This window comes from Streptomyces sp. NPDC052052, assembly GCF_040680455.1.
In the GTDB taxonomy this organism is placed as follows: domain Bacteria; phylum Actinomycetota; class Actinomycetes; order Streptomycetales; family Streptomycetaceae; genus Streptomyces.
Genome location: NZ_JBFAWU010000007.1, coordinates 133,844 through 157,715, shown reverse-complemented (window position 1 = coordinate 157,715; position 23,872 = coordinate 133,844). Strand labels below are relative to the sequence as shown.

The 23,872-nt window shown below is 70.1% G+C and carries 12 protein-coding genes; 7 read left to right on the top strand and 5 right to left on the bottom strand.

What is annotated here, in order from left to right:
- The first annotated feature begins 35 nt into the window (after nt 1-35).
- The 5 genes from AB0L71_RS10935 to AB0L71_RS10915 all read left to right on the top strand — a co-directional run bounded on the left by AB0L71_RS10935 (nt 36) and on the right by AB0L71_RS10915 (nt 15,240).
- On the top strand, nt 36-9,470 hold the full coding sequence (locus AB0L71_RS10935; RefSeq protein ID WP_365240653.1) for an amino acid adenylation domain-containing protein: 9,435 nt from the start codon (nt 36-38) through the stop codon (nt 9,468-9,470).
- Complete coding sequence (locus AB0L71_RS10930; RefSeq protein ID WP_365240650.1) at nt 9,460-11,142, top strand: NAD(P)/FAD-dependent oxidoreductase; 1,683 nt, start codon at nt 9,460-9,462, stop codon at nt 11,140-11,142. Before AB0L71_RS10935 ends, AB0L71_RS10930 begins: the two co-directional genes overlap by 11 nt.
- 20 nt (nt 11,143-11,162) lie before the next feature.
- Entirely contained in the window at nt 11,163-12,887 is a 1,725-nt protein-coding gene (locus AB0L71_RS10925) for an NAD(P)/FAD-dependent oxidoreductase (protein ID WP_365240957.1), read from the top strand.
- Complete coding sequence (locus AB0L71_RS10920; RefSeq protein WP_365240648.1) at nt 12,884-13,939, top strand: NADP-dependent oxidoreductase; 1,056 nt, start codon at nt 12,884-12,886, stop codon at nt 13,937-13,939. The genes AB0L71_RS10925 and AB0L71_RS10920 overlap by 4 nt, the downstream gene beginning before the upstream one ends.
- Nucleotides 13,940-14,037: 98 nt before the next feature.
- Nucleotides 14,038-15,240, top strand: coding sequence for a cytochrome P450 (locus AB0L71_RS10915; RefSeq protein ID WP_365240645.1), 1,203 nt, complete (start codon nt 14,038-14,040; stop codon nt 15,238-15,240).
- Between the two features lie 75 nt (nt 15,241-15,315).
- Here the strand turns inward: AB0L71_RS10915 and AB0L71_RS10910 are convergent, their stop codons facing one another.
- From AB0L71_RS10910 to AB0L71_RS10895, 4 genes are all read right to left on the bottom strand, one after another.
- Nucleotides 15,316-16,593 carry a cytochrome P450 gene (locus AB0L71_RS10910; protein ID WP_365240642.1) on the bottom strand — a complete coding sequence of 426 codons (1,278 nt, stop codon included), beginning with the start codon at nt 16,591-16,593 and terminating at the stop codon, nt 15,316-15,318.
- 265 nt (nt 16,594-16,858) lie between these two features.
- Entirely contained in the window at nt 16,859-18,508 is a 1,650-nt protein-coding gene (locus tag AB0L71_RS10905; protein WP_365240640.1) for an FAD-dependent oxidoreductase, read from the bottom strand.
- Between the two features lie 39 nt (nt 18,509-18,547).
- Nucleotides 18,548-19,462, bottom strand: coding sequence for a diiron oxygenase (locus tag AB0L71_RS10900; RefSeq protein WP_365240638.1), 915 nt, complete (start codon nt 19,460-19,462; stop codon nt 18,548-18,550).
- A 271-nt stretch (nt 19,463-19,733) separates the two neighbouring features.
- Nucleotides 19,734-20,861, bottom strand: a complete 1,128-nt coding sequence (locus AB0L71_RS10895; RefSeq protein WP_365240636.1) for a PP2C family protein-serine/threonine phosphatase — start codon at nt 20,859-20,861, stop codon at nt 19,734-19,736.
- A 268-nt stretch (nt 20,862-21,129) separates the two neighbouring features.
- On the opposite strand from AB0L71_RS10895, the gene AB0L71_RS10890 reads away from it, so the two are divergent.
- On the top strand, nt 21,130-22,326 hold the full coding sequence (locus AB0L71_RS10890; protein WP_365240634.1) for a cytochrome P450: 1,197 nt from the start codon (nt 21,130-21,132) through the stop codon (nt 22,324-22,326).
- 32 nt (nt 22,327-22,358) lie between these two features.
- The gene (locus tag AB0L71_RS10885) at nt 22,359-22,559 is read left to right on the top strand and encodes a ferredoxin (RefSeq protein ID WP_365240632.1); all 201 of its coding nucleotides are present in this window, start codon (nt 22,359-22,361) and stop codon (nt 22,557-22,559) included.
- Nucleotides 22,560-22,774: 215 nt separating this feature from the next.
- On the opposite strand, the gene AB0L71_RS10880 is transcribed toward AB0L71_RS10885, so the two are convergent.
- Nucleotides 22,775-23,470: an HAD family phosphatase gene (locus tag AB0L71_RS10880; RefSeq protein ID WP_365240629.1), complete on the bottom strand. Its 696-nt coding sequence runs from the start codon at nt 23,468-23,470 to the stop codon at nt 22,775-22,777.
- Nucleotides 23,471-23,872 lie beyond the last annotated feature (402 nt).

The window sequence follows — 23,872 nt, the reverse complement described above, 5'->3', positions numbered from 1 at the left end:
GCCGTGCCGCGACGTCACGACTTGAGGAGTACGACTTGCCCGACGTGAACAGTGCCCCTGTGAGCGACAAAGTAGCGATCATCGGCATGGGCTGCCGACTGCCCGGCGGTGCTTCGGATCACCGCACGTACTGGCAGAACCTCATCGACGGCAAGGACTGCATCACCCCCACACCGGGGGACCGCTATGACGTCACGACGCTCGGCAGCAGATACCAGGAGAAGCCCGGGCGTCTGATCGGCGGCCGAGGCGGATACATCGACGGCTTCGACGAGTTCGACCCCGGGTTCTTCGGCATCAGCCCGCGGGAGGCCGACCACATGGACCCGCAGCAGCGCAAGCTGCTGGAGGTCGCCTGGGAGGCACTGGAGGACGGCGGTCAACGCCCCGCGGAGCTGGCCGGAAGCAATACCGCGGTGTTCGTGGGCGCGTTCACACTCGACTACAAGATCCTCCAGTTCTCCGATCTGGGCTTCGGTTCGCTGGCCGCGCACACCGCCACCGGCACCATGATGACGATGGTCTCGAACCGTCTCTCGCACTGCTTCGACTTCCGGGGCCCCAGCCTCTCGATCGACACCGCGTGCAGTTCCTCCCTGGTGGCCGTGCATCTGGCCTGCCAGAGCCTGAACAACGGGGAGACCGATCTCGCGCTGGCCGGTGGCGTGCTGCTGCACGCGGCACCGCAGTACACCATCGCCGAGACCAAGGGCGGCTTCCTGTCACCCGACGGGCGCTCGCGGACCTTCGACGCCACGGCCAACGGATACGTACGGGCCGAGGGCGTCGGCATGGTCGCACTCAAGCGGCTGGACGACGCGCTGAGCGACGGCGATCCGATCCACGCGGTGATCCTCGGTACGGGCGTCAACCAGGACGGCCGCACGAACGGCATCACCGTACCCAGCGCGGATGCCCAGGTCGCCCTCATCGAACGCGTCTGCGCGGGAGCGGGCATCACCCCCGGCGCCCTCCAGTACGTGGAAGCGCACGGCACCTCCACACCGGTCGGCGATCCGATCGAGGCGAACGCGCTCAGCCGGGCGCTTGCCGTCGGCCGCAGACCCGGGGCCACGTGCTACGTCGGATCGGTCAAGACGAACATCGGGCACACCGAGGCGGCAGCCGGCGTGGCTGGGCTGATCAAGACCGTTCTCTGTCTCCGGCACCGCCGGATCCCGCCCCACATCAACCTGGACCGGATCAACACCGCGATCGACCGGGAATCCTCCCCGTACCTGATCCCGACCGAGCCGACCGACTGGCCCGCGCACGAGGGCCCCGCACGGGCCGGGGTGAACGCGTTCGGCTTCGGCGGCACGAACGCGCATGTCGTACTGGAGGAGGCACCCACGCGGGACGTCCCATCGGCCACACCCGCCGAACGGTCCTGGAACCTCCTTCCGCTGACCGCGCGGACCCCGGACGCCCTGCCGGGACTCGCGGCGGGCATCCGCGGCAGACTGGCACCGGACCACGGACCGCAGGAGTCCTTGTCCGACCTCGGATACACGCTCGCGAGGCGTCGCCAGCACCTGGAGTCACGGCTCACCGTCGTGTACGCCTCCCCGGAGGACCTGGACGAGGGGCTCGACGCCTTCCTGCGGAACCAACCGCACCCCCGCGTGGTCCAGGGCAGGCAGCTCGACACCGAACAGCGCCGCCTGGCCTGGGTCTTCACCGGGATGGGGCCGCAGTGGTGGGGCATGGGCCGCCGGCTGTTCGAGGACGACCAGGTGTACCGGGACGCGGTCACCCGCTGCGACCGGATCGTCCGCGAACTCGCGGGCTGGTCGCTGATCGAGGAGATGACGGCCGAGGAATCCGTGTCGCGCATGGGTGAGACATGGCTCGCACAGCCGGCCAACTTCGCCGTCCAGATCGGACTTGCGGCCATGTGGCGCCACTACGGTGTGCGGCCCGACGCCGTGGTCGGTCACAGCACCGGCGAGGTCGCCGCCTTCTACGAGGCGGGTGTCTACACCTTGGAGGAAGCGGTCGGCATCGTGCTCCACCGCAGCCGGCTCCAGCACACGCTCACCGGCACCGGCACCATGCTCGCCGTGAGTCTGCCCGAGGACGAGGCACAGCTCCGGGCCGACGCGTACGGGGACCGGGTGTCCGTGGCCGCGGTCAACAGCCCCAGCGCGGTCACGCTCGCGGGGGATCGGGAGGCCCTGACCGAATTGGCGGACGCGTTCCGCGCCGAGCAGATCTTCGCCAAGCTTCTGAACGTAGAGGTCCCGTACCACAGCGCCGGCATGGAGGCGATCAAGGACGAGCTGCTCGTCTCGCTGAACGGGCTGCAACCGAGGGCGGCGACCGTTCCGCTGTACCTGACCGGCCAGGAGGGCACCGCGCACGGCACCGAACTCGACGCGGACTACTGGTGGAAGAACGTCCGCGACCGAGTCCGTTTCCGCTCGGCCGTCGACCGGCTCGCCGACGACGGACACGGCCTGTTCCTGGAGATCGGCCCGCATCCGGTGCTCGGTCACTCCATCCGGGAGTGCCTCGACGGCCGCGGGAGCACCGTGCACACCCTGGCGTCGATCCGCCGCCAGGAGGACGAACCGGAGCGGTTCGCCGCCTCACTGGCCGCGCTCCACAACCTCGGCCTCCCTGTCGCATGGGACACCCTGCACCCGGAGGGCACGGTGGTGCCCCTTCCCCGCTACCCGTGGAAGCGCGACCGCTACTGGACCGAGCCCGGCCCCGTGGCACAGGTACGCCTCGGCCACACCGGGCACCCGCTGCTGGGCCGCCGCACCACCCACACCGAACCGACCTGGCACACCACCCTCGACACCGAGCGGCTGCCCTACCTCGACGATCACCGCATCCAGTCCACCGTGGTCTTCCCAGCAGCCGGATACCTGGAGATGGCCACCCAGGCGGTCCGCTCCCTGACCGGCGGCACCGAAGTCGTACTGACGGACATCGAGTTCCGCAAGGCACTCTTCCTGCCCGAGCGTGAGGACCGGGCCGTGGACATGACGCTCTCGTCGCAGGACGCGGCCTTCACCATCGCCTCGACGGGCACGGCCGAAGGCACCCGGGCCGTGCACGCGCGCGGTGTCGTGCGTTCAGGGCAACCACGCCCTGCCGGTCCCCCCGTCGATGCCGCCGCCCTCCGGGCGCGCGCCCTGCGCCGCATGGACGGCGAGGAGTGCTACGCGGCGCTGGCCGCCCTCGGATACCACTACGGCCCCGCGTTCCGGGCGGTCGAGGAGGTGTGGATCGGCGCCGGCGAGGTACTGGCCCGGCTCCGTCCACCTGCGGTGATCGGCGACGACGCGGCCCGCCACCACATCCACCCCGTGCTCCTCGACGCCTGCTTCCAGTCCCTGCTCGCGACGCAGCTCCTGGGCGACGACGCGGACCGGCCGGCCTCCGGCATCCGTCTGCCGCTGTCGATCGACGAGGTGCACATCGCCCCGGTGGGGGACCGCCCCGTCTGGGCTCATGCAACGGTGACCCGTAACGACGGGGACGAACTCGTCGGAGACATCTCGGTCCACACGGACAGCGGTGAACCCCTGGGCGGCATCGTCGGTTTTCGCGCCGCCGACGTGGAGAAGGCCTCTGCCGCGGTCGGACTCGACACGATCGATTCCTGGCTCGCCGAGACCGTCTGGATCGACCCGTCCTCCGACGCTGCCCGGAACGGGAGGCCGGGGGCCGCCGGCACGCCCGTGGCCGGCTCCACCGCCACCGGAGGCGACTGGCTGGTCTTCGCCGACCGTCAAGGCGTCGGCGACGCCCTGAGCGTCCTGCTCACCGCACGCGGCGAACGCTGCCGCCTCGTACGACCGGGGGAGTCGTACCGGAAGGGGGACGACGGCACGGAGTTCACGGTCGCCCCGGACTCCGACACGGACCTGGAGCAGCTCTTCGCCGACCTGGCCGCGGACCGCCCCGACGGCCACGACAAGAGCAACGGCCGACTCGCCCCGGGCACCGTCGTGCACCTGTGGAACCTCGACCTGCCACGCCTCGACGAGGCATCGGAAAAGGACCTCGTACGGCACAGCGGTACCGGGGCGTACTCACTGATCGCGCTCGCCCGGACGCTGCTTCGCCACGAGCACACCGGACGGCTGCACATCGTCACCCGCGGCGCACAGTGCGTCGAGCCCGGCGAGACCGTGGAACCGCTCGGGGCGCCCGCCTGGGGGGTCGGCCGGGTGCTCAGGCACCAGGAGCTCCTCTCCCACCCGGGCAAGCTCATCGACCTGGGTCCCGGCCGGCCGGGCGACACGGACCACCGCGACGAGGCACAGGCGCTGCTCCAGGAGTTCCTCACCGACGACGAGGAGGAGATCGCCCTGCGCGGCGCCGGCCGCTACACCAGCCGGTTGCGACGCGCCGAAGGACTGACGCGCCCCCTTCCGCTGCGCCTGCGCGCCGACGCGAACTACCTGGTCACCGGGGGTTTCGGAGCGCTGGGACGGCTCCTGTGCCGGACGCTCGTACGCCGTGGGGCGCGCAGCCTGATCCTGATCGGACGCACCGAACTGCCGGAGCGCTCCGCCTGGCGCGGTCTTGATCCGGCCACCGCCGAGGGCCGCGCCGCAGCCCTCGTCAAGGAGCTGGAGGCGCTCGGTGCCCGGGTCCTCCTGGCACCGCTCGACATCACCGACGAGCCCGCGCTCACCTCCTGGCTCGACGCCCACCGGCGCACCGACCCGCTGCCGGTGCGCGGGGTGTTCCATCTGGCCGGGCAGGTCCGCGACACCCTCGTGACGGACATGGACCGCCCCACGTTCGCCCGGGCACACGACCCCAAGGCCGTCGGCGCGTATCTGCTGCACCGGCATCTGCGCGACGAACCCCTGGACCACTTCGTCCTGTTCGCCTCGATCGCGTCGCTGCTCACCACGGCCGGGCAGACGAACTACGCCGCCGGGAACGCGTTCCTGGACGCGCTGGCCCAGCACCGCCGGGCGCTCGGCCTGCCGGGGCTGAGCATCGACTGGGGACCGTGGGCCACGGGCATGATCGAAGAGCTGGGGCTCGTCGGCCACTACCTCCACAGTCGCGGGATGAGCTCGCTGGCACCGGACGCAGGCATGGCGGTCCTGGAACGCGTCATCGGCCAGGACCGGGCCCAGCTGCTCGTCGCCACGGTCGTCGACTGGGGGGTGTTCCTGGCCTGGTACACCTCCCCGCCCGCGCTGGTGGCCTCACTCGCCGCGACGGCCACGGCGACGACGGCCGACGGGACGGACGAGGACGTCCTGGCCGGCTTCCGTGACGCGGACCCGGAGGAACGCCTCGCCCTGGTGACCCGGCGGTTCACCGCAACGGCAGCCGCGGTCCTGCGCACGGGCCCGGACCAGATCGACCCGCAGGCCGGGCTCAACGCACTCGGGCTCGACTCGCTGCTCGCCATGGAGCTGCGCGCCCGGCTCGGCGCGGAGCTCGGCATCGCTCCCCCCGTGGTGGCCCTGCTCAGCGGCACACCGGTCGGCGCACTCATCGCCCAGCTCCACGACGCCCTGGCCGAGTCGATGGCGGACCAGGTCGACGCCGTCGGCAGCGCAGCGGTGGAGGTCTTCGAGAACGAGCTTCTTCATCCCCTGACGCAGAACCAGAAAGCCCTGTGGTTCCTCAGGCAGCTCAACCCCGAGGGCTACGCGTACAACATCGGCGGCGCGGTCGAGGTCCGCGTCGCGCTCGACCCCGACCTGATGTTCGAGGCCGTCCGGTGCCTGGTGGCCCGCCACCCCGCGCTGCGGACCAACTTCCTCACGGTGGACGGCCTGCCGCTCCAGCAGGTGTCGTCCGACCGGAGCGTGGACGTCGCCCTGTTCGACGTGCAGGACCAGGAGTGGGAGGACATCCACCGCACCATCGTGGCCGAGTACCGCAGGCCCTACGACCTGGAGCACGATCCGCTCTTCCGCTTCCGTCTCTTCAAGCGGGGCCCCGAGCGCTGGGTGATCATGAAGGCGGTCCACCACATCGTCTCCGACGCGATCTCGACGTTCACCTTCATCGAGGAACTCCTCGCGGTGTACGAGGGGCTGCGCCAGGGCCGCCCGTCCGCGCTGCCGCCGGTCACCGCGCGCTATCTGGACTTCCTCAACGCGCAGAACCGCTTCCTGGCCGGTCCGGCCGCGCCGCGCATGCTCGACTACTGGCGTGCGCACCTGCCGGCCGAGGTGCCCGTCCTGGAACTCCCCGTGGACAAGCCCCGGCCCGCCGTCCAGACGCACAACGGCGCCTCGGAGTTCTTCGTCCTGGACGCGGCGCTCACCGCCCGCGTGCACGCCCTGGCCCGCGAGCACGACGTGACACCCTTCATGGTGCTGCTCAGCGCCTACTACGTGCTGCTGCAACGCTACTCCGGCCAGGATCACGTCATCGTGGGCAGTCCGGTCACCGGACGGACCGAGCAGGAGTTCGCCTCCGTCTACGGCTACTTCGTCAACCCGCTCCCGCTGCATGCGGATCTGTCCGGTGACCCGTCGGTCGCCCAGCTGCTGCAACAGGTCCGTACGACCGTACTGGGCGGCCTCGACAACCAGGAGTACCCGTTCGTCCTGCTCGTCGACGCACTCGGACTCCAGCACGATCCGAGCCGCTCCGCGGTGTTCCAGGCCATGTTCATCCTGCTGACCCACAAGGTCGCCACCGAGAAGTACGGATACCGGCTCGAGTACATCGAACTACCCGAGGAGGAGGGGCAGTTCGATGTGACCCTGTCCGTGTACGAGGACGAGGCCGAGCACCGCTTCCACTGCGTCCTCAAGTACAACACCGACCTGTTCGTTCCGCAGACCGTGCGCCGCATGGCAGCGCACTACACCGCACTGCTCGACAGCATGACCCGGGTCCCGGCCGATCACCCCACGACCCGCCTGGAGATGCTGGCACCGCAGGAGCGCGAACGGCTCGTGAGCGAATGGAGCGGGGGCGGGCGGGTCACCCGCCCGGCGGCGGACCCGGTGCGCCCGGTGCACCAGCTGATCCGCGAGGTGGCCGCCCGGTGCCCGGACGCCGTCGCCGTCACGGTCCCGGCGCGTCACGGGCCTGCCCTGCGGCTGACCTACGCGGAACTGGACCGGCGCACCGAGGATCTGGCCCGGCGACTGCGCGGTCTCGGGGTGGGCACCGGCTCGGTGGTGGTGCTGTGCCTGGACAAGTCGGCCGAACTCGTCGTCGCCCTGCTCGCGGTGCTCAAGGCCGGTGGCGCCTACCTCCCGGTCCTTCCCGACCACCCGGCCGACCGCGTCGCCCACACCGTCCGGGCGACGGCCGCCGAGCTCGTCATCGTCGAGGACGACGACTGTCGGGACCGGATGGCCCGGCTGCCGGCCCGGATCCTGACCCTGCCGGAGCTGTACGAGGCGCCGCTCGGAGCCGACCACGGCGGGACCCCCGGCGACGACGGCCCCGTCGGCCTCGACGCACCCGCCTACATCATCCACACCTCCGGTTCGACCGGACAGCCCAAGGCCGTCCGGGTCAGCCACCGGAACCTCACCTCGGCGTACGGAGCCTGGCTCCAGGAGTACCGGCTGGACCGAGACGTCCGGGTCCACCTCCAGATGGCGTCCCCCTCCTTCGACGTCTTCACCGGCGACCTGGTCCGCGCCCTGTGCTCGGGCGGCAGCCTGGTACTGGTCGACCGCGACCTGCTCTTCGACACCGCACGCCTGTACCGCACCATGCGCGAGGAACACGTCGACTGCGCGGAGTTCGTCCCCGCCGTCGTGCGCGGTCTGGTGGACCACTGCGAACGCGAGGACCTCCGGCTGGACTTCATGCGCCTGCTGGTTGTCGGATCCGACGCCTGGAAGGCCGGGGAGTACGGGAAGCTGCGCGAGCTGTGCGGACCGCACACCCGCCTGATCAACTCCTACGGGGTCACCGAGGCCACCATCGACAGCGCCTTCTTCGAAGGACCCGTCGACGACCTGGAGCCCGGCCGGGCGGTGCCCATCGGGCGCCCCCTGAGCAACAGCACGCTGCATGTGCTCGACCGGCACGGTGAGCCCGTGCCGCCCGGTGTGCCGGGCGAACTGTGGATCGGCGGCGACGGAGTCGCGCTCGGCTACGCGGGTGACCCCGAACAGACGGCTCGGCGGTTCGTGACCCGGACACTGAGCCGGGAACCCGGCGCCGAGCCCGTCCGCCTCTACCGCAGCGGCGACGCCGCGCACTGGGACGCGGAGGGCCGGGTCCATCTGCTCGGCCGGGTCGACGGCCAGGTCAAGCTCCGCGGCCACCGGGTCGAGATCGGCGAGATCGAGACGCACCTCGCCCAGTGGCCCCAACTGGCCCGCACCGTCGTCACGGTGCGTCCCGACGCCCGCGGGGAGGACGTCCTCTGTGCCTACTGCGTACCGGCAGAAGGAGCGGTGCTGGACCCGCGCGCACTCCGTCGGCACCTCGCGGAACTACTGCCGGCGTACATGGTGCCCGCGCACTTCGTCGCCCTGCCGGAACTGCCGCTGACCGCCAACGGAAAGGTCGATCTCGCCGGCCTGCCGGCCCCCCGCCTCTACACCGGCGACGAGCCGGAGGAGATGCCCGGCACACCGTTCGAGGAGAGCATGGCCCGGCACTGGAAGGAACTGCTCGGGCTCGAACGGGTCGGACCGACACGCGAGTTCTTCGAGGCCGGCGGAAGCTCCATCAAGCTGATCGAACTGATCCACCGGCTGAGGCAGGAGTTCGGCGTCGCCATCCCCGTCAGCCTCCTGTACCGGGTCACCACCCTGCACGGGATGGCCGCGACCGTGGAGCGTCTCGCCACCGGCGGCATCGCGGACGACCTGCCCTGCCTGACCTTCAACAGCGACCGGGAACCGGCCCTCTTCTGCTTCCCACCGGCGGGTGGACACGGACTCGTCTACCGCACCTTCGCCGGCCACCTGCCGGAGTACCGGCTGACCGCCTTCAACTACGTCCCGGGCGACGACAAGGTGGCCCGCTACGCCGACCTCGTCGAGTCCATGCGTCCCGACGGCAGCTGCCTGCTGCTGGGCTACTCGCTCGGCGGCAACCTCGCCTTCGAGGTGGCCAAGGAGCTCGAACGCCGCGGGCGCGACGTCGCCCAGGTGATCGTCCTGGACTCGCACCGCATCCTGGAGACCTACGTGCCCGCCCCCGAACACCTGGAGATCTTCGAGGCGGAACTGGCCGAACACCTGCTGAAGCACACCGGGTCACAGATCGTGGCCCGCGAGACCCTCGACCATGCCACGGAGTACCTGGAGTTCTGCGGCCGCACACCCAATCTGGGCACGGTGTCCGCCACCGTCAGCGTCATCACGGACGAGGACAAGACAGGGCTCTACGCCGAGGGCGAGCGCGGCACCTGGCACGGGAGCTCCACCACGGCCACGGCCCTCGTGCGCGGCTCAGGGGTCCACGCCGACATGCTCGACCCCAAGCACGCGGCCCGCAACGCCGAGCTGGTGCGCGGCATCCTCCAGGGAGGCGGCCATGGCCGGTGAGGAGGAGGACTCGTGGGGCCCGGGTGACCGGGAGCCGGACGGCAGCCCCCGGGTGATCGTCATCGGGGCGGGGATCGCCGGAATGTCCACCGGGTGCTACGCGCAGATGAACGGCATGCGCTCCCGCATCTTCGAGAAGCACGTGCTGCCCGGCGGCTGCTGCACCGCCTGGTCGCGTGACGGCTACATCTTCGACTACTGCATCGAGTGGCTGATCGGTACGGCCGCCGGGAACGACGCCCACCAGGTATGGCGTGAACTGGGGGCGCTCGACGGCAAGTCCATCACCAACTTCGACATGTTCAACCGGGTCGTCGACGAGACCGGCCGGTCCGTGGTCTTCTACAACGACCCGGACCGGCTGGAGCAGCACCTGCTCGCGCTCTCGCCCGCCGACGCCCGGCTGATCCGCTCCTTCTGCCGGGACCTCAGGCGATTCCTCGCCATCGAGCTGTACCCGTTCCTGACCGCGCCCGCCCTGCGGACCGTACGGGACAGAGCGGCGACACTGCGTACGGTCCTGCCCGCGTTCCGGCTCCTGTGGCGCACGGCGGCCACCCCCATGCACGAGTTCGCCGACCGCTTTCAGGACCCCTTGCTGCGCAGGGCGTTCCGCAACATCTTCTTCCAGGACCCGGAGGGCTTCCCGCTGCTCCCGTACCTCTTCAACATGGCCAGCGCCCACCACCACAACGCAGGCTTCCCGCAGGGGGGTTCACTGGGACTGGCCCGGTCGGTCGAGGAGCGGTACCACGCGCTCGGCGGCACGATCAGCTACCGGGCCCGGGTGGAACGCATCCTCGTCGAGGACGGACGGGCCGTCGGCATCGAACTGCGCAACGGCAGGCGGTACCACGCCGACCATGTCGTCTCCGCCTGTGACGGCCACACCACCATCCAGGGGCTGTTGCAGGGCCGGTACACCGGACCGCGGATCGACAAGCTCTACGAGGAACTGCTCCACCGTCCGGGCACCCTGTTCCCCGCAGTGGTCTCCGCCTTCGTCGGGCTGAAGGGCGACCTCGGCCCCGACCGCCCCCACAGCACCACCTACCTGCTCACTCCCGAGGACGCGGCGCACCTGCCCGGCGCGCTCCAGAACAGTCTGGTCGTCCAGTTGCGCTCCCACTACTCCGACGGATTCGCCCCGCCCGGACGGTCGGTGATCCACTGCACCTACTTCAGCGACTTCGACCACTGGACGGCGCTGCGCTCCACCGACCGCAAGGAGTATCGGGCCAGGAAGCGCCAAGTGGCCGCGTTCGTGAAGAACTTCCTGGAACGCCACCTGCCGGGCACGGCCGAACGCATCGAGCTGGTCGACGTCGCCACCCCGGCGACGACCCGGCGCTACACGGGCAACCACGACGGCTCCATCCTGGCCTGGAAGGCGTTCTCCGAGGCCGACGACCTCGCGGCCGATCTGGTGGGCAAGGACCGCATGCGCCTGCCCGGCCTGCGCGGATTCTCCATGGCCGGCCAGTGGGTCGGCATGGGGGGACTGATCCGCGCCGCTTCCACCGGCCGCTTCGTCATCCAGTACCTCTGCGACGAGCTCGGACGCGGCTTCACCGCGTCCGAGAGCCAGGGCGGCGAGCCGTGGCATCCAGGGAAGCTGGGCCGGCTGCCACAGCTCGACCGATGGTCCGCGCGCGGGGACATCCGCACGTGAACACCGAGGAGAACAAGGTCATGGCGCGTTCCGAACGACAGTCGATGATCATCATCGGCGCCGGGCTCGGCGGCCTGTCGACCGGCTGCTACGCCCGGATGAACGGCTACCGCACCCACATCCTGGAGATGCACGAACTGCCGGGAGGCTGCTGCACGGCCTGGGACCGCGGAGACTTCACCCTGGACCCCTGCGTCAGCTGGCTCCTCGGCAGCGGGCCCGGCAACGAGATGCACCAGATCTGGCTGGAACTGGGCGCGTTGCAGGGCAAGGAGATCCGGCATTTCGACGTGTTCAACGTCGTGCGCGGACGGTGCGGCCGGGCCGTGTACTTCTACTCGGACCCCGACCGGCTGCAGGCCCATCTGACGGACATCTCGCCCGCCGACTCCGCCCTGATCCGCGACTTCTGCAAGCAACTGCGCACGTTCCGCAGATGCCTCGCGGTCTATCCGTTCCTCAAGCCGGTGGGACTGATGCCGCCGCTGGAACGCTGGCGGATGCTGGCCTCCTTCGTCCCGTACGTCAACGCCGTACGCAAGACGATCGGCGTCCTGATGACCGACTACTCGGCGAGGTTCAAGGACCCCCTGCTCCGAGAGGCGTTCAACTTCATCCTGTACGAGAAGCATCCGGCGTTCCCGGTCCTGCCGTTCCACTTCCAGCTCGCCTCGCACGCCAACCTCTCGGCGGGCGTCCCCGAGGGCGGATCGCTCGGACTGGCGCAGTCCATCGAGCGCCGGTACCGAAGGCTCGGCGGGGAGGTGACCTACAACGCCAAGGTCGACAAAGTGCTCGTCGAGGACGATCGCGCGGTCGGGGTGCGCTTGAGCGACGGAAGCGTACTGTACGCCGACATCGTCGTCTCGGCCTGCGACGGCCGCACCACGATGATGGACCTGCTCGACGGTCGCTACCTCAACGAGGCGTACCGTCGCCTCTACACCCGGACGATCCGGGAACCCGGCATGGTGTTCCCCGGATACTTCACCCTCTTCCTCGGCCTGCGCAGGGACTTTCCCGACGCCGATCCCTGCACGACCTATCTGCTGAACGAGACGGAGGCAGCCGGCCTGACCGGCCTGCGGCACCCGAGCATCAACGTCCAGTTCCGCAACAGGCACTACCCCGAACTCTCCCCCCGGGGAACGAGCGTCGCCTACGTCACCTACTTCTGCGACATCGCCCCCTGGCGGGCCCTGGACGAAGGACCGGAACGGGCGACCAGGGCCCGGGGCGGCGAAGTGCTCCACACCCTGCCGGTACGCCACGGCCGCGGGTACTACGCGGCCAAACGGCAGGCCCGCGACGCGCTCGTCGCCTTTCTGGAACGGCGCCACCCCGGCATCGCGGACGCGATCGCCGTGCGCGATGTGTCGAGCCCGCTCACCCAGGTCCGCTACACCGGCAACCACGACGGCACCGTGCTCGGCTGGCAGCCCTTCGTGGAGAGCGGGGAGACGCTGGAGAAGCTCATCAAGAAGCACGGCCCCGGACTGCCGGGACTGCGGAATTTCTACCAGTCCGGGGTGTGGGCGACGACGGGCGGCCTGATCCGTGCGGCGGCGGCAGGCCGGCACGTCATGCAGTTCATCTGCCGGGACGACAACCGGACGTTCACCGCATCCGTCGACGAGAGCGGGCCGCCGCCGACCCATGTCGTCGTCCCGGTCGGCCCTGGACCGGACACCCGGCCCGCGAGGCGAGTCCGGTCGACCAGCACCGAAAGGATGGGAACGGGATGAGGACCAGGAAATGGGTGGTGCGCGAGCACATCGAAGGCGTACCGGACGTCGAGAAGGTCTACCAGGAGGTCGAGGAGGAACTCGACACCGACCTCGCCCCGGACGAGATGCTGCTGCGGACGCGTTATGTGTCCGTGGACCCCTACCTGCACGGCATCGCGCTGGACACCCCGCTGGGCGCACACATGGGATCCGACTCGATCATGGAGGTGCTGGACGCGGGCCCGCAGGCGGCCCACCGGCCCGGCGACCTGGTACAGGGATTCGGCGGCTGGCGCTCCCACCTCGTCAGTACCGGAGCGGCCACCCCCTGGCAGACCGGCACGTTCCCGATGGTCTTCCCCGCCTTCCGCCGGCTGGACCCCGACTGGTACGACGAAGCGCTGCCGCTGCCCACGGCGTTGGGGGTCATGGGCGGACCCGGGATGACGGCCTGGGGCACCCTGACCAAGTTCATGTCGGTCCGCTCCGGCGACACCGTGGTGATCAGTGGCGCGTCCGGATCCGTCGGTTCGCTGGTCGGCCAGCTCGCCAAGCTCGCGGGCGCCCGTGTGGTGGGCACCACCTCGACCACACAGAAGGCGGACTACCTCGACGAGCTGGGTTTCGACGCGGTCGTCGTCTACCGCCACGGCGACAGCCATGAATCGGTACGGGAGGCCCTGTCCTGGGCGGCCCCGGACGGAGTCGACAAGTACTTCGACAACCTCGGCGGGACCGTCACCGACGCGGTGTTCTCCATGCTCAACGTCGACAGCCAGGTGGCCGTCTGCTGGCAGTGGGCCACCCAGGTCGGCGGCGAGGCGACCGGGCCGCGCCTGCTGCCGTACATCATGTTCCCGCGCACCTCCGTACGCGGCATCTTCTCGCTGGAATGGTTCACCGAACAGAACTGGCGGGCCCTGCACGACGATCTCGGCGGCCGGATCCGGCGGGGCGAGGTCCGCTGCGGGCACACCCTTCACCACGGCTTCGAGAACATCCCGGAGGCCTACCGGAGCCTTTACGCGGACACCGGAGCCAGCCGCGGCAAGGTGCTGGTGGAACTCTGAGCCCCGTTGCTCCCGCAGCCCCGTCTGCCGCTCCTCTCCCCACCCTGCTCGCCCGCGGCCCTGCCGCGGCTTCGCACCCCCGCACGCCAGGAGGTTCCGTGCCCCGTTCCCACGACACCGACGAGGCCGTTGGCCCGCCGTCGCTCCCGCTGCACCGCCTGCGATTCGACCCGCCCGGACCGCCCGAGTCCGTCACGTCGTCCGACGGGACCCGGGCCTGGGAGGTGAGCCGGTACGCCGATGTACGCATGGTCCTGACCGACCCCCGATTCGGCCGCGCCCAGCTGCATGGACCGGACGCGCCGCCCCGGTCGGACGAACCAGGGCTGGTGGGCAGCCTCGACCTGATGTTCAACCAGGACGGAGAGGACCATCTGCGCCTGCGCCGCACGCTGCGGCGGGCGTTCACACCGAGGGCCGTCGCGCGATGGCGGCCCTGGATCGCGTCGATCGTGGAACAGCGACTGGACCAACTCGCCTCCTGCACACCACCGGTGGACCTGGTGGCCCGCTTCACCCTGCCGCTCCCGGTCGAGGTGATCAGCCGTCTGATGGGCCTCGATGCCATGGCACAGGAACGCCTGCGTCACTGGACCCAGTACGCCTTCTCCGACGGTTCCCATCCCGAGGAGGAGATGCGGGCGGGGCTGGCGGAGTTCGCGGCGTTCGGAAGCGCGCTGCTGGCCGAGCGGCGCAGGGCGCCCGGCGACGACCTGACCAGTGTGCTCGTCCGGGCGGCCGATGCGGAGGGTGGCATTCCGGAGAGTCAGCTGGTCGACCTCGTCTGCGGACTGGTGGTGGGCGGACACGACAGCACGATGACGATGCTCGGCAACTCCCTGCTCTACCTGCTCGGTGAACGGCCGGACAGCTGGCCCCGTCTCGGTGCGGACGAACAGGCCGCCGGCGCGCTCGCGGAGAGGCTGCTGCATCTGGTTCCGCTCGGGGACGACCGGGGGACGGCCCGGTACGCCGCCGCCGACACGGAGGTCGGCGGCGTGACCATCCCGGCGGGCTCGGTGGTTCTCGCCGACTGCGGCAGGGCCAACCGGGACCCCGAGGTGTTCCCGTCCCGGCAGCTCGACGACCTGTTCGCCCCGCTGGAGGCCCCCACCCTGTCGTTCGGGGCGGGCCCGCACTACTGCATGGGTGCCTGGCTGGCCCGGCTGGAACTCCACCTGTCCCTGCACCGGCTCGCCGCCCGTTTCCCCGGCCTCCGGCTGGTGCGACCCGCCGACGGGGTGGAGTGGCGACGCGGCACCACATCCCGCAGCCCCGAGCGGATCGTCGCTGAGTGGTAGCAGGACGACGGTACCAACGCCTCCCGGCCGGGTTCGCGGCGGTGACGGACGGAGGCGCTGGGAGTGCGTGCCCGCTCAGCGCAGGTGCACCGGCAGCGATTCGATGCCGTAGACGATGGACAGCTTCCGGAAGGCCAGATCCTGGGGCGGGACGGCGAGGCGCATCCGGGGGAACCGTCGCGCCAGGGCCGGGTAGGCGGCGCGCAGTTCCATGCGCGCCAGTTCGGCACCGATGCAGCGGTGGATTCCGTGACCGAAGGCGAGGTGCCCCGCGGGGTTGCGGCTCAGGTCGAAACGTCCGTCGTCCCTGACGTACGACGCATCGCGGTTGGCGCCGCTCAGGGAACACAGCACCATGTCGCCCCGGGGTATGACCACCCCGGCTATCTCCACGTCGTGGCGGGCGAACCGCGGGAAGGCGATCTGTACCGCCGAGAGGTAGCGCAGTGCTTCCTCGACGAACCGCGCGGCCATCGTGTCGTCCCTCCGTATGCGCTCGAGGACGTCCCGGTTCTGCAGCAGCACATGGGAGCCGAGCGCGATCGTGCTGGCGGTCGTCTCGAACCCGCCGGTGAGCACGCCGTCGGCGAGACCGGCGAGCTCCTCGTCATCGACGCTGTCGCCGTGCTCCTTCACGATCATGCCGAGCAGCCCGTCGCCAGGGTCCTCGCGCTGCATCCTGACCACATTCCTGAAGTACGCCAGCGACTGGGACATGGCGCCGAAGGGCGCCGTCGTCCCGCCGAAGAGGTCGAAACGGTCCATGGCCAACTGCTGGAAGTCCTCACGGTCCCCGTAGGGAACACCGAGCAGCTCACATATGGTCAGGGAGGGAACCGGCAGCGCGAACTCCTGGACCAGGTCGACCGGGCCGTCCCGCTCCTCCATCGAGTCGAGCCGCTCCTCGACGATGGCGTCGATCCTGGGGGCGAGCCGACGCAGCCGGCGCATCGTGAACTCCGGGGTCAGGATACGGCGCAGCCGCGTGTGCACGGGCGGATCGCTGAACCCGAGGCCGCCGGGGCTCTGCTCCGCCGCCACTCCGGCGTTCACGGCGAGATGGGCGAAGTCGGTGCTGAACCCGTCGGCCGATCCCAGAACGGCCTTCGACTCCTCGTAGCCGGTGACCACCCAGGCGTTCATCCCGAACGGGAGCTGCACCTTGGAGACCGGCGTCCTTGCCCGGAGCCCGGCCAGCCTCTCCACCGGATCCAGGCCGTCCCTGCGCAGAAGCGCCAGCAGATCCTCGGGAAGCAACCTGATCGTGGAGGAACCGATTCCGTGTTTCTGCAGTCTGGCCAGGTAGGTTCGCCCGATCCGGGCGGTGAAACGAGAACGGAACGTCGTCCTCAACGTGTGCTCCATTGGTCGTCGCGCGTCCCACACACCCATGCGGAGATGAAGACGGTGCACGGGGTGTGGGCGTGGGCATGATGCGGCGCCAATCCGGCCCGGCACGCACGGCGTTGTACGCAGAGCCGGAGCGGGAAGCGCTGGGAGCACACGGTAGCCGAGCATGCTGAGCGGGCGACCGGCATGTTCCGGACACCGGTCGCCGGCCGTGAGCGGGAGAGACACCCGATGAAGGACCGGCCACGGCCCGCAGGGGTGCGGGGAGTCAGCCCGGCACCCTCCAGCGGGTGCGTTTGGCCGCCGCGAGCAGCTCCGGCACCGTGCCGAACTTGATCCGCGGGCGGCCGCCGTCACGGCCTCGGGCCAGCTCGGCCCGGTCGATGGCGGCCAGTCCACGGGCGTCGACGACCTGACGGCTGCGGCTGCGGGCGAGGCGCAGGAGCGCCCTGGGCGTACGCGCCGGTGACGGAAGCGCGCCGGCGACGGCATCGGCCAGGAGCGTGCCGACCGTCTCGGCGGCACAGGCGCGGTTGGCCCCGATGCCGCCCGAGGGCCCGCGCTTGATCCAGCCGACGACGTACGTCCCGGGCCGACCCACAACCCGGCCGCGCTCGTGCGGCACGGTGCCGGTCGCCTCGTCGAAGGGCAGCCCCGTCACCGGCTCACCGCGGTACCCGATCGCCCGCAGCAGCAGGCCGGCGGGCAGGTCGAGTTCGCCCGGGCGTCCCGTCACACGCACGCCTCGGACGGCCTCGTCGCCGAGCACGTCCACCGGTGCCGAGTGGAAGCGGAAGACGACGCGTCGCTTCGATGCCGGGGTGCGCGACCAGTCCACCGCCTCGCGGGCCGTGCCCCGCAGCAGTGCGGCCTTCCCGTCGGGTGCCGCACCGTCGATTGCCGCACCGATCCGCGGATCGTGGTCGTCGACGACCGTCTCCAGACCCGGAAGCCGCTGAAGGCCGAGGAGTTCGGACGCGCTGTACGCCGCGTGCTCCGGGCCGCGCCGTCCGAGCAGGACCACCTCGCGCACCTTCGAGGCGCGCAGGGCCGTGAGGGCGTGGTCGGCGATGTCGGAGCCGGACAGCGCCGAAGGGTCCGTGACCAGGATGCGGGCGACATCGAGGGCGACATTGCCGTTTCCGGCCACGACGACCCGCTCCGCGGACAGGTCGATGGCGTCCGGCGCGACCTCGGGGTGGGCGTTGTACCAGGACACGAAGTCCGTCGCCGGGATGCTGCCCGGCACGTCCTCGCCGGGGATGCCGAGCCGACGGTCGGCGGTGGCTCCCACGGCGTAGATGACCGCGTCGTGGTGCGCGGCGAGTTCGTCCGTGGTGATGTCCTTGCCGATCTCCACCCCCAGGAGCATGCGGACCCGGGGATGGGAGTGGAAGCGTGCGAAGGTCTCGGCCACCTTCTTGGTCCCGGGATGGTCGGGTGCAACGCCGTAGCGGACGAGTCCACCGGTCACCGGCAGCCGGTCCACCAGCGTCACTTCGGCAGGGGTGTGCAGCAGCAGGTCTTCGGCCGCGTACATCCCGGCCGGGCCGGTGCCGACGACCGCGACCCGGATCGGCGCGAAGTCGGACGGCAGGCTGCGCTCGAAGGCGGGCGGGTCCCAGGGGTGGAAGTTGGGACCGGTGCCGGCCGGTTCGGGTTCCGCACCGGCGAAGTGGGCTGCGTTGACCTCGGCGTAGTCCTTCTGTGCGTCGGGCAGGCTGTCCACCGGGAAGACCGCGTCGACCGGGCAGGCATCGGCACAGGCGCCGCAGTCGATGCAGGCCGCCGGATCGATGTACAGCATGTCCGTCCGGCCGAAGGTCCGCTCCTGCGGCGTCGGGTGGATGCAGTTGACGGGGCACACGGCCACACAGGTGGCGTCGCTGCAGCAGTTCTGGGTGATGGCGTACGTCATGTCGTCCGCTCGGCTCGGTGGTCGGTCGGTCGGCTCGGATCAGATCAGGCTGGCGCGCTGGTAGAGGGCCAGTGCGGGCCGGGTGAGCAGGCGCGCCGAGGCCAGGAACTCCATGAGGCCCGAACAGCTGGACCGCATCAGTGACTTGTGGTGCTGGTTCGCCCTGGCCTCGGCGCGGGCGCGCTTCGCGTCGAGGCCCGCGTTGGCGTAGACCTTCGGGTTCACCATGCTGGTGACGATGAAATAGGCGGCGACCGCGATCACGAACGCGCTGAGCCGGCGGCGCAGCGGGCCGGCCTGCCGGAGCCTCCTGCGGGTCTCGTCACGGGCGAACTTCATGTGCCGCGACTCCTCCACGACATGGATGTTGTTGATGGTCCGTACGAACGGTGCCACCCGTTCGTCCCGCATCCAGTCGCGCTGCATGACGTCGAGCACCTCCTCGGCGACCAGGATCGCCGCATAGGCCGTCTCGCCGAAAGCAAGTGTCTTGAAGGCGCGGCCGAGTTCGACCACGGAGCGACGGGGCCGATAGGCCGGCGCACCCAGTTTCGCCGCCCCGCGGGCGAACATGATGGAGTGCCGGCACTCGTCGGCTATCTCCGTGAGCGCCCACTGGAACCGTGGGTCGGTCGCGTCCTTGGCGTAGATGTCGCGCAGTACCATCTGCTGCAGGATCATCTCGAACCAGATCCCGGTGCTCGCCACCGACGCGGCCTCCTGCCGCGTCAGCTCCTTGCGCTGGGCCTCGGTCAGCTCGCCCCAGTACGCCGTGCCGTAGAGCGTGCTCCACTCGGGGCTCGCACCATGGAAGTCCTTGTCCAGCGGAGTGTCCCAGTCCACTTCCGTGACCGGGTCATAGGACAACGTGGCCGCCGAGTCGAGCAGGCGCCGGGAGACATCGTGCTCGTCGAGCCGGTTCCGGTGCTCCGGTCCAGCGGTGCTGCTTGCCATGGTGCGGCTCCTTGAATCGACAGATCGACTCGACGCGGACCACCCTCGTCCCATCCGGTGCCCATCCGATGAGATCGACGGCGGTCGAGCGCCCCCTTCGCTTATTAGACGCCACGTCTAGCAAGCTTGTGGACGGAACGTACAACAAGAGTGCGGTGCGGGCCTACCCCCCGTGGAGAATCGGCACAGCAGCCGACCGGTCTTCCCCCGGGGCACACGCACACCGGCCCCGGGGATCTCCGGTGGCCGCGCTGGGGAGGAACGCCGGCGGCTACCCCAGGGAAAGAGCGATCACGGCCCGGTCGTCGTCGGCTCCGGCCGACCAGTTGTCCGTCTCGGTCCTGATGAAGGAGACGAGCGCGTCGGGATCCGGAGTCCTGTGGCCGTCACCGAACCGGTCCGTCAACCGGTCCAGTACCGGATAGAACTCGCCCCGGGCGTTCCGCGCCTCGCTCACCCCGTCCGTGTACAGAAGAACCACTTCTCCCGCCCGCAACGGATGCGTGGTGATCTCGGCCCGGTCGAGCCCCAACTCTCCCAGCCCCAGAGGCAGGTACGGGACCGTACGGAGCCGTCGCGGCCCGTCCGCGGTCAGCAGAAGGGGCGAGGGGTGCCCGCGGTCGACGATCCGCACCGAGCCCCCGCCGGGCGGGAACTCCAGGATGAGAGCCGTGACGAACAGTTCCTCATCGCCTGCCGAGGCTCCGGCGTTGCGGGCGACACTGAGCTCCATGTGCTCCGCCAAGCGGCTCAGATCCGGCCACTCGTGGGCGCAGACCCGGAAACTTCCCAGGACGGCGGCGACGGTCTGGACCGCGTCCAGCCCCTTTCCCCGTACGTCCCCCAGGACCACCCGTACGCCGAACGGGGTCTCGCACAGGTCGTAGAGGTCGCCGCCGACGAGGGCGCCGCCCTCACCCGCCTTGTAGAAGCCCGCCGCCCGTACCTGGCCGAGCCGTTTCGGGAAGGGGCGCAGCAGCGTCATCTGGATCGCTTCGGCGATCGAGCGGGCACGGACCAGGCTGGCCTCGGCCTTGCTGCGCTGCCAGGACAGCGCGACGCTGGCGGCGCCGATCAGGGCCGTGGTGGCATACACGGTCACATGGTGTTCCTCCATGAGGTGCCCCGGGCGCAGGGAGGCGAGCCATATCTCCAGTCCCAGACAGGCGAGCGTGATCCCGGCGGTGTGCCGCGGGCTCCGGGTGGCCGCAGCCAGGGGCGGGGCTCCGACGAGCAGGAAGCTCAACGGCTCGCGGCTGCGCAGCAACGTCAGGTCCACGACCACGTCCACGACGATCAGCAGCAGGGGCAGCCACCAGGCCCATGCCCGGTAGGCGCCGGACCAGAGGTGCCTCCGGTCCTCGGTACCTCCTGTCCCACCTTCACTGGCATGCGGCATAAGTAAACTTTATGCGCATAACATGCATTTTCTCCATTGCTGTATGGGGCGGCGGACTGTCGGCGGCGGGCGTCGGGTGCTGCCACGGGAGATCCGGCGACGGGCCGCGGCGCCGGTCCGTGCCGGGGTCCGACGGAGCTGGGTCCGGCCACGGACGGTGACGGCTCCACTGCGGGCCGGCCGGTCCTTGCGTATCCTGGAAAGGTGACTGAGGCACCTGGTGGGGGAGACCGGTAACCATCCTTCCGCCCTCTTTGCGAGGTCCGCCATGGCAGACACCCAGACCGTCTCCTTCCCGCAGGACCGCACCTGCCCCTACCACCCGCCGGCGGACTACCGGCCACGGAGCGAAGGGCCCCGGCCGCTGTTCCCCGCCCGGCTCTTCGACGGCCGCCGGGTCTGGCTGGTGACCGGACACGCCGAGGCACGTGCTCTGCTGGTGGACCGGCGACTGTCGGCCGACCGGGAGAATCCCGCGTTCCCGGTGTTCACCGAACGCGTGTCGCGCATCACCAAGCGACGTATCGAACTGCTCGGCGTCGACGACCCCGAGCACCACACGCAGCGGCGGATGCTGATCCCGAGCTTCTCCGTGAAGCGGACCATCGAACTGCGGCCGAGGATCCAGGAGACCGTGGACCGGCTGCTGGACGCCATGATCGAGCTGGGCCCGCCCGCGGATCTGGTGAGCGCCTTCGCGCTGCCCGTTCCCTCGACCGTGATCTGCGCTCTTCTCGGCGTCCCCTACGCCGACCACGACTTCTTCGAGGCCCAGTCCCGGAAACTGCTCCGCGGCCCGGAGACCGCGGACATCGAAGCGGCTCGGACGGAACTCGACGCGTACCTCCGGGAACTCATCGAGCGCAAGCGGTCCGACCGGGGCGAGGGACTGCTGGACGAACTGGTCGCCCAGCAACTGGAGACCGGGGCCGTCAGCCGCGAAGAACTCGTCCAGTTGGCCAAGATCCTGCTGATTGCCGGCCACGAGACGACCGCGAACATGATCTCGCTCGGTACGTTCACGCTCCTTCAGCATCCGGACCAGCTGGAAAGGCTGCGCGGGTCCGAGGACCTGATGCCCGCCGCGGTGGAGGAACTGCTGCGGTTCCTGTCCATCGCCGACGGGATCACCAGGGTGGCGACAGAGGACATCGACGTGGACGGGGTCACCATTCACGCAGGTGACGGGGTGGTGCTGGCCACCTCGGTGATCAACCGGGACGTGGCCGCCTACCCGTCCCCGGACGAACTGGATCTCGGCCGGGAGCAGCGCCATCACCTCGCCTTCGGCTTCGGGATCCACCAGTGCCTCGGCCAGAACCTTGCGCGGGCCGAGCTGGAGATCGCGCTGCGCACGCTCTTCGGCCGGCTGCCGGAACTGCGACTGGCGGCGCCCGCCGACGAGATCCCCTTCAAGCCAGGCGACACGATCCAGGGCATGCTCGAACTGCCTGTGACGTGGTGAGCCGGGCCCTTGCCGGAAAGGACGCTGTGGTCATGCGGATCAGGATCGACAAGGGTGTGTGCATCGGCGCCGGCCAGTGCGCGCTGACCGCGCCGAAGGTGTTCACCCAGGACGACGACGGGTTCAGTGAGCTGCGGCCCGGCCATGAGACGGACGCAGCCGATCCGCTGGTCCGGGAAGCCGCCCGCGTCTGCCCGGTGCAGGCGATCACGGTGGAGGACGCGGCCGAGTAACAGCCGTTGCGCGTACCGCCGTTCCGGCGCCACCCGAGTGGTCGGCGCCGGAACGGCTCCGGGGACCGCCGGGCTGCCCGCGCCTGACGACGGCTGCCCGCGGGGGCCCGGATCGATGTATCAGGACAGGACCCTGCGCGAGGGACCCTGCCGCCCGTAGCGCGGCGGCCCGAGGAGCCGTGTGTCTGCTCCTGCTCCTGCTTGTGTCCGACCGCTCATGCGCGGGGGTCGGCCGCCGCGATCCGGGCCTGGGCCCAGGCCAGCAGGTCGGGGTCGGTCAGTGCGTCGATCCAGAGATCGGCCCGCTCGGCGTCTGCTCCGGCCGGACGTGGCCCGACGCCCACCACGCGCAGCCCGGCACTGCGCGCCGCCTCGACGCCTGTGACGGAGTCCTCCACCGCCAGCGCGTCCTGGGGAGACACGCCGCAGGCGCGAGCCGCAGCGGTGTAGACGTCCGGATGCGGCTTGGGCCGCAGGGTGTTGCCGGCGACGACGACGTGATCGAAGTGGCTCAGCAGCGCGGCTCGTTCCAGGCAGAACTCCACCACGTCCAAAGGGCAGTTGCTGGCCACCGCGAGCGGCAGATGACGTGCCGTCAGTCGGACCAGTGCCGCTGCGCCCGGCATGGCGACGGGGTCCTCGGCGACCAGTGCCGTGAAGTGCCGTTTCAGTGAATGGGTCATGGCGTCGGCGAGTTCGGGCTTTCCGGTCTCCTGAGCCATGAGGCTCCCGCACTCGATGTAATGCACTCCTTTCGCCCGCTCGGCGAATCCGTACGGGGGCCTCAGGGCGAACTCGCGGAAGACGTGGTTTCGGGCGTCCTGCCAGTGGCGTTCGGTGTCCATCAGGGTGCCATCGCAATCGAACACAATGGCGGCTGGGGACCAGCTGAAGATGCGGTGAACTGTCATTTCTCTGCCGTTCTCGGAGAGTGCGCCACCCTGTTCCGTCACGGGTTCAGGGGATACCGGACGGCTGGGGGCGTGCTCGGCTGATGGGGCGTGGATGCCGAGGGAAATTCGGTGACCGCGTGCGATGGCGGCGATGTGCCTCTGTGGAGCCTGCCGCCCGGGATGTTGTTCGCTCCCGCGGAGCGATCCCAAAAACATCGTGGTCACTACGTTAATTACGCGACGAAGAAGGGCGCAATCACTATTTCGAGTGCTTGGTGAAGGGCTGGTCGCGAAGAGAGGTTCGAGTGGTAGAGACCAGAAGCGCCCTGGCGGGGCAAGGGGGATAGATGGCGACCCGTACGTACGGGAGCGTCGAGTGAACGTCACATACAGGGACTAACGGTGACGAATCGGTGCGCC

Coding starts and splice junctions, on each gene's coding strand:
- AB0L71_RS10930 (WP_365240650.1), top strand. CDS start 9,460: ATGGCCGGTGAGGAGGAGGACTCGTGGGGCCCGGGTGACCGGGAGCCG.
- AB0L71_RS10925 (WP_365240957.1), top strand. CDS start 11,163: ATGGCGCGTTCCGAACGACAGTCGATGATCATCATCGGCGCCGGGCTC.
- AB0L71_RS10920 (WP_365240648.1), top strand. CDS start 12,884: ATGAGGACCAGGAAATGGGTGGTGCGCGAGCACATCGAAGGCGTACCG.
- AB0L71_RS10905 (WP_365240640.1), bottom strand. CDS start 18,508: ATGACGTACGCCATCACCCAGAACTGCTGCAGCGACGCCACCTGTGTG.
- AB0L71_RS10900 (WP_365240638.1), bottom strand. CDS start 19,462: ATGGCAAGCAGCACCGCTGGACCGGAGCACCGGAACCGGCTCGACGAG.
- AB0L71_RS10895 (WP_365240636.1), bottom strand. CDS start 20,861: ATGCCGCATGCCAGTGAAGGTGGGACAGGAGGTACCGAGGACCGGAGG.
- AB0L71_RS10890 (WP_365240634.1), top strand. CDS start 21,130: ATGGCAGACACCCAGACCGTCTCCTTCCCGCAGGACCGCACCTGCCCC.
- AB0L71_RS10885 (WP_365240632.1), top strand. CDS start 22,359: ATGCGGATCAGGATCGACAAGGGTGTGTGCATCGGCGCCGGCCAGTGC.
- AB0L71_RS10880 (WP_365240629.1), bottom strand. CDS start 23,470: ATGACAGTTCACCGCATCTTCAGCTGGTCCCCAGCCGCCATTGTGTTC.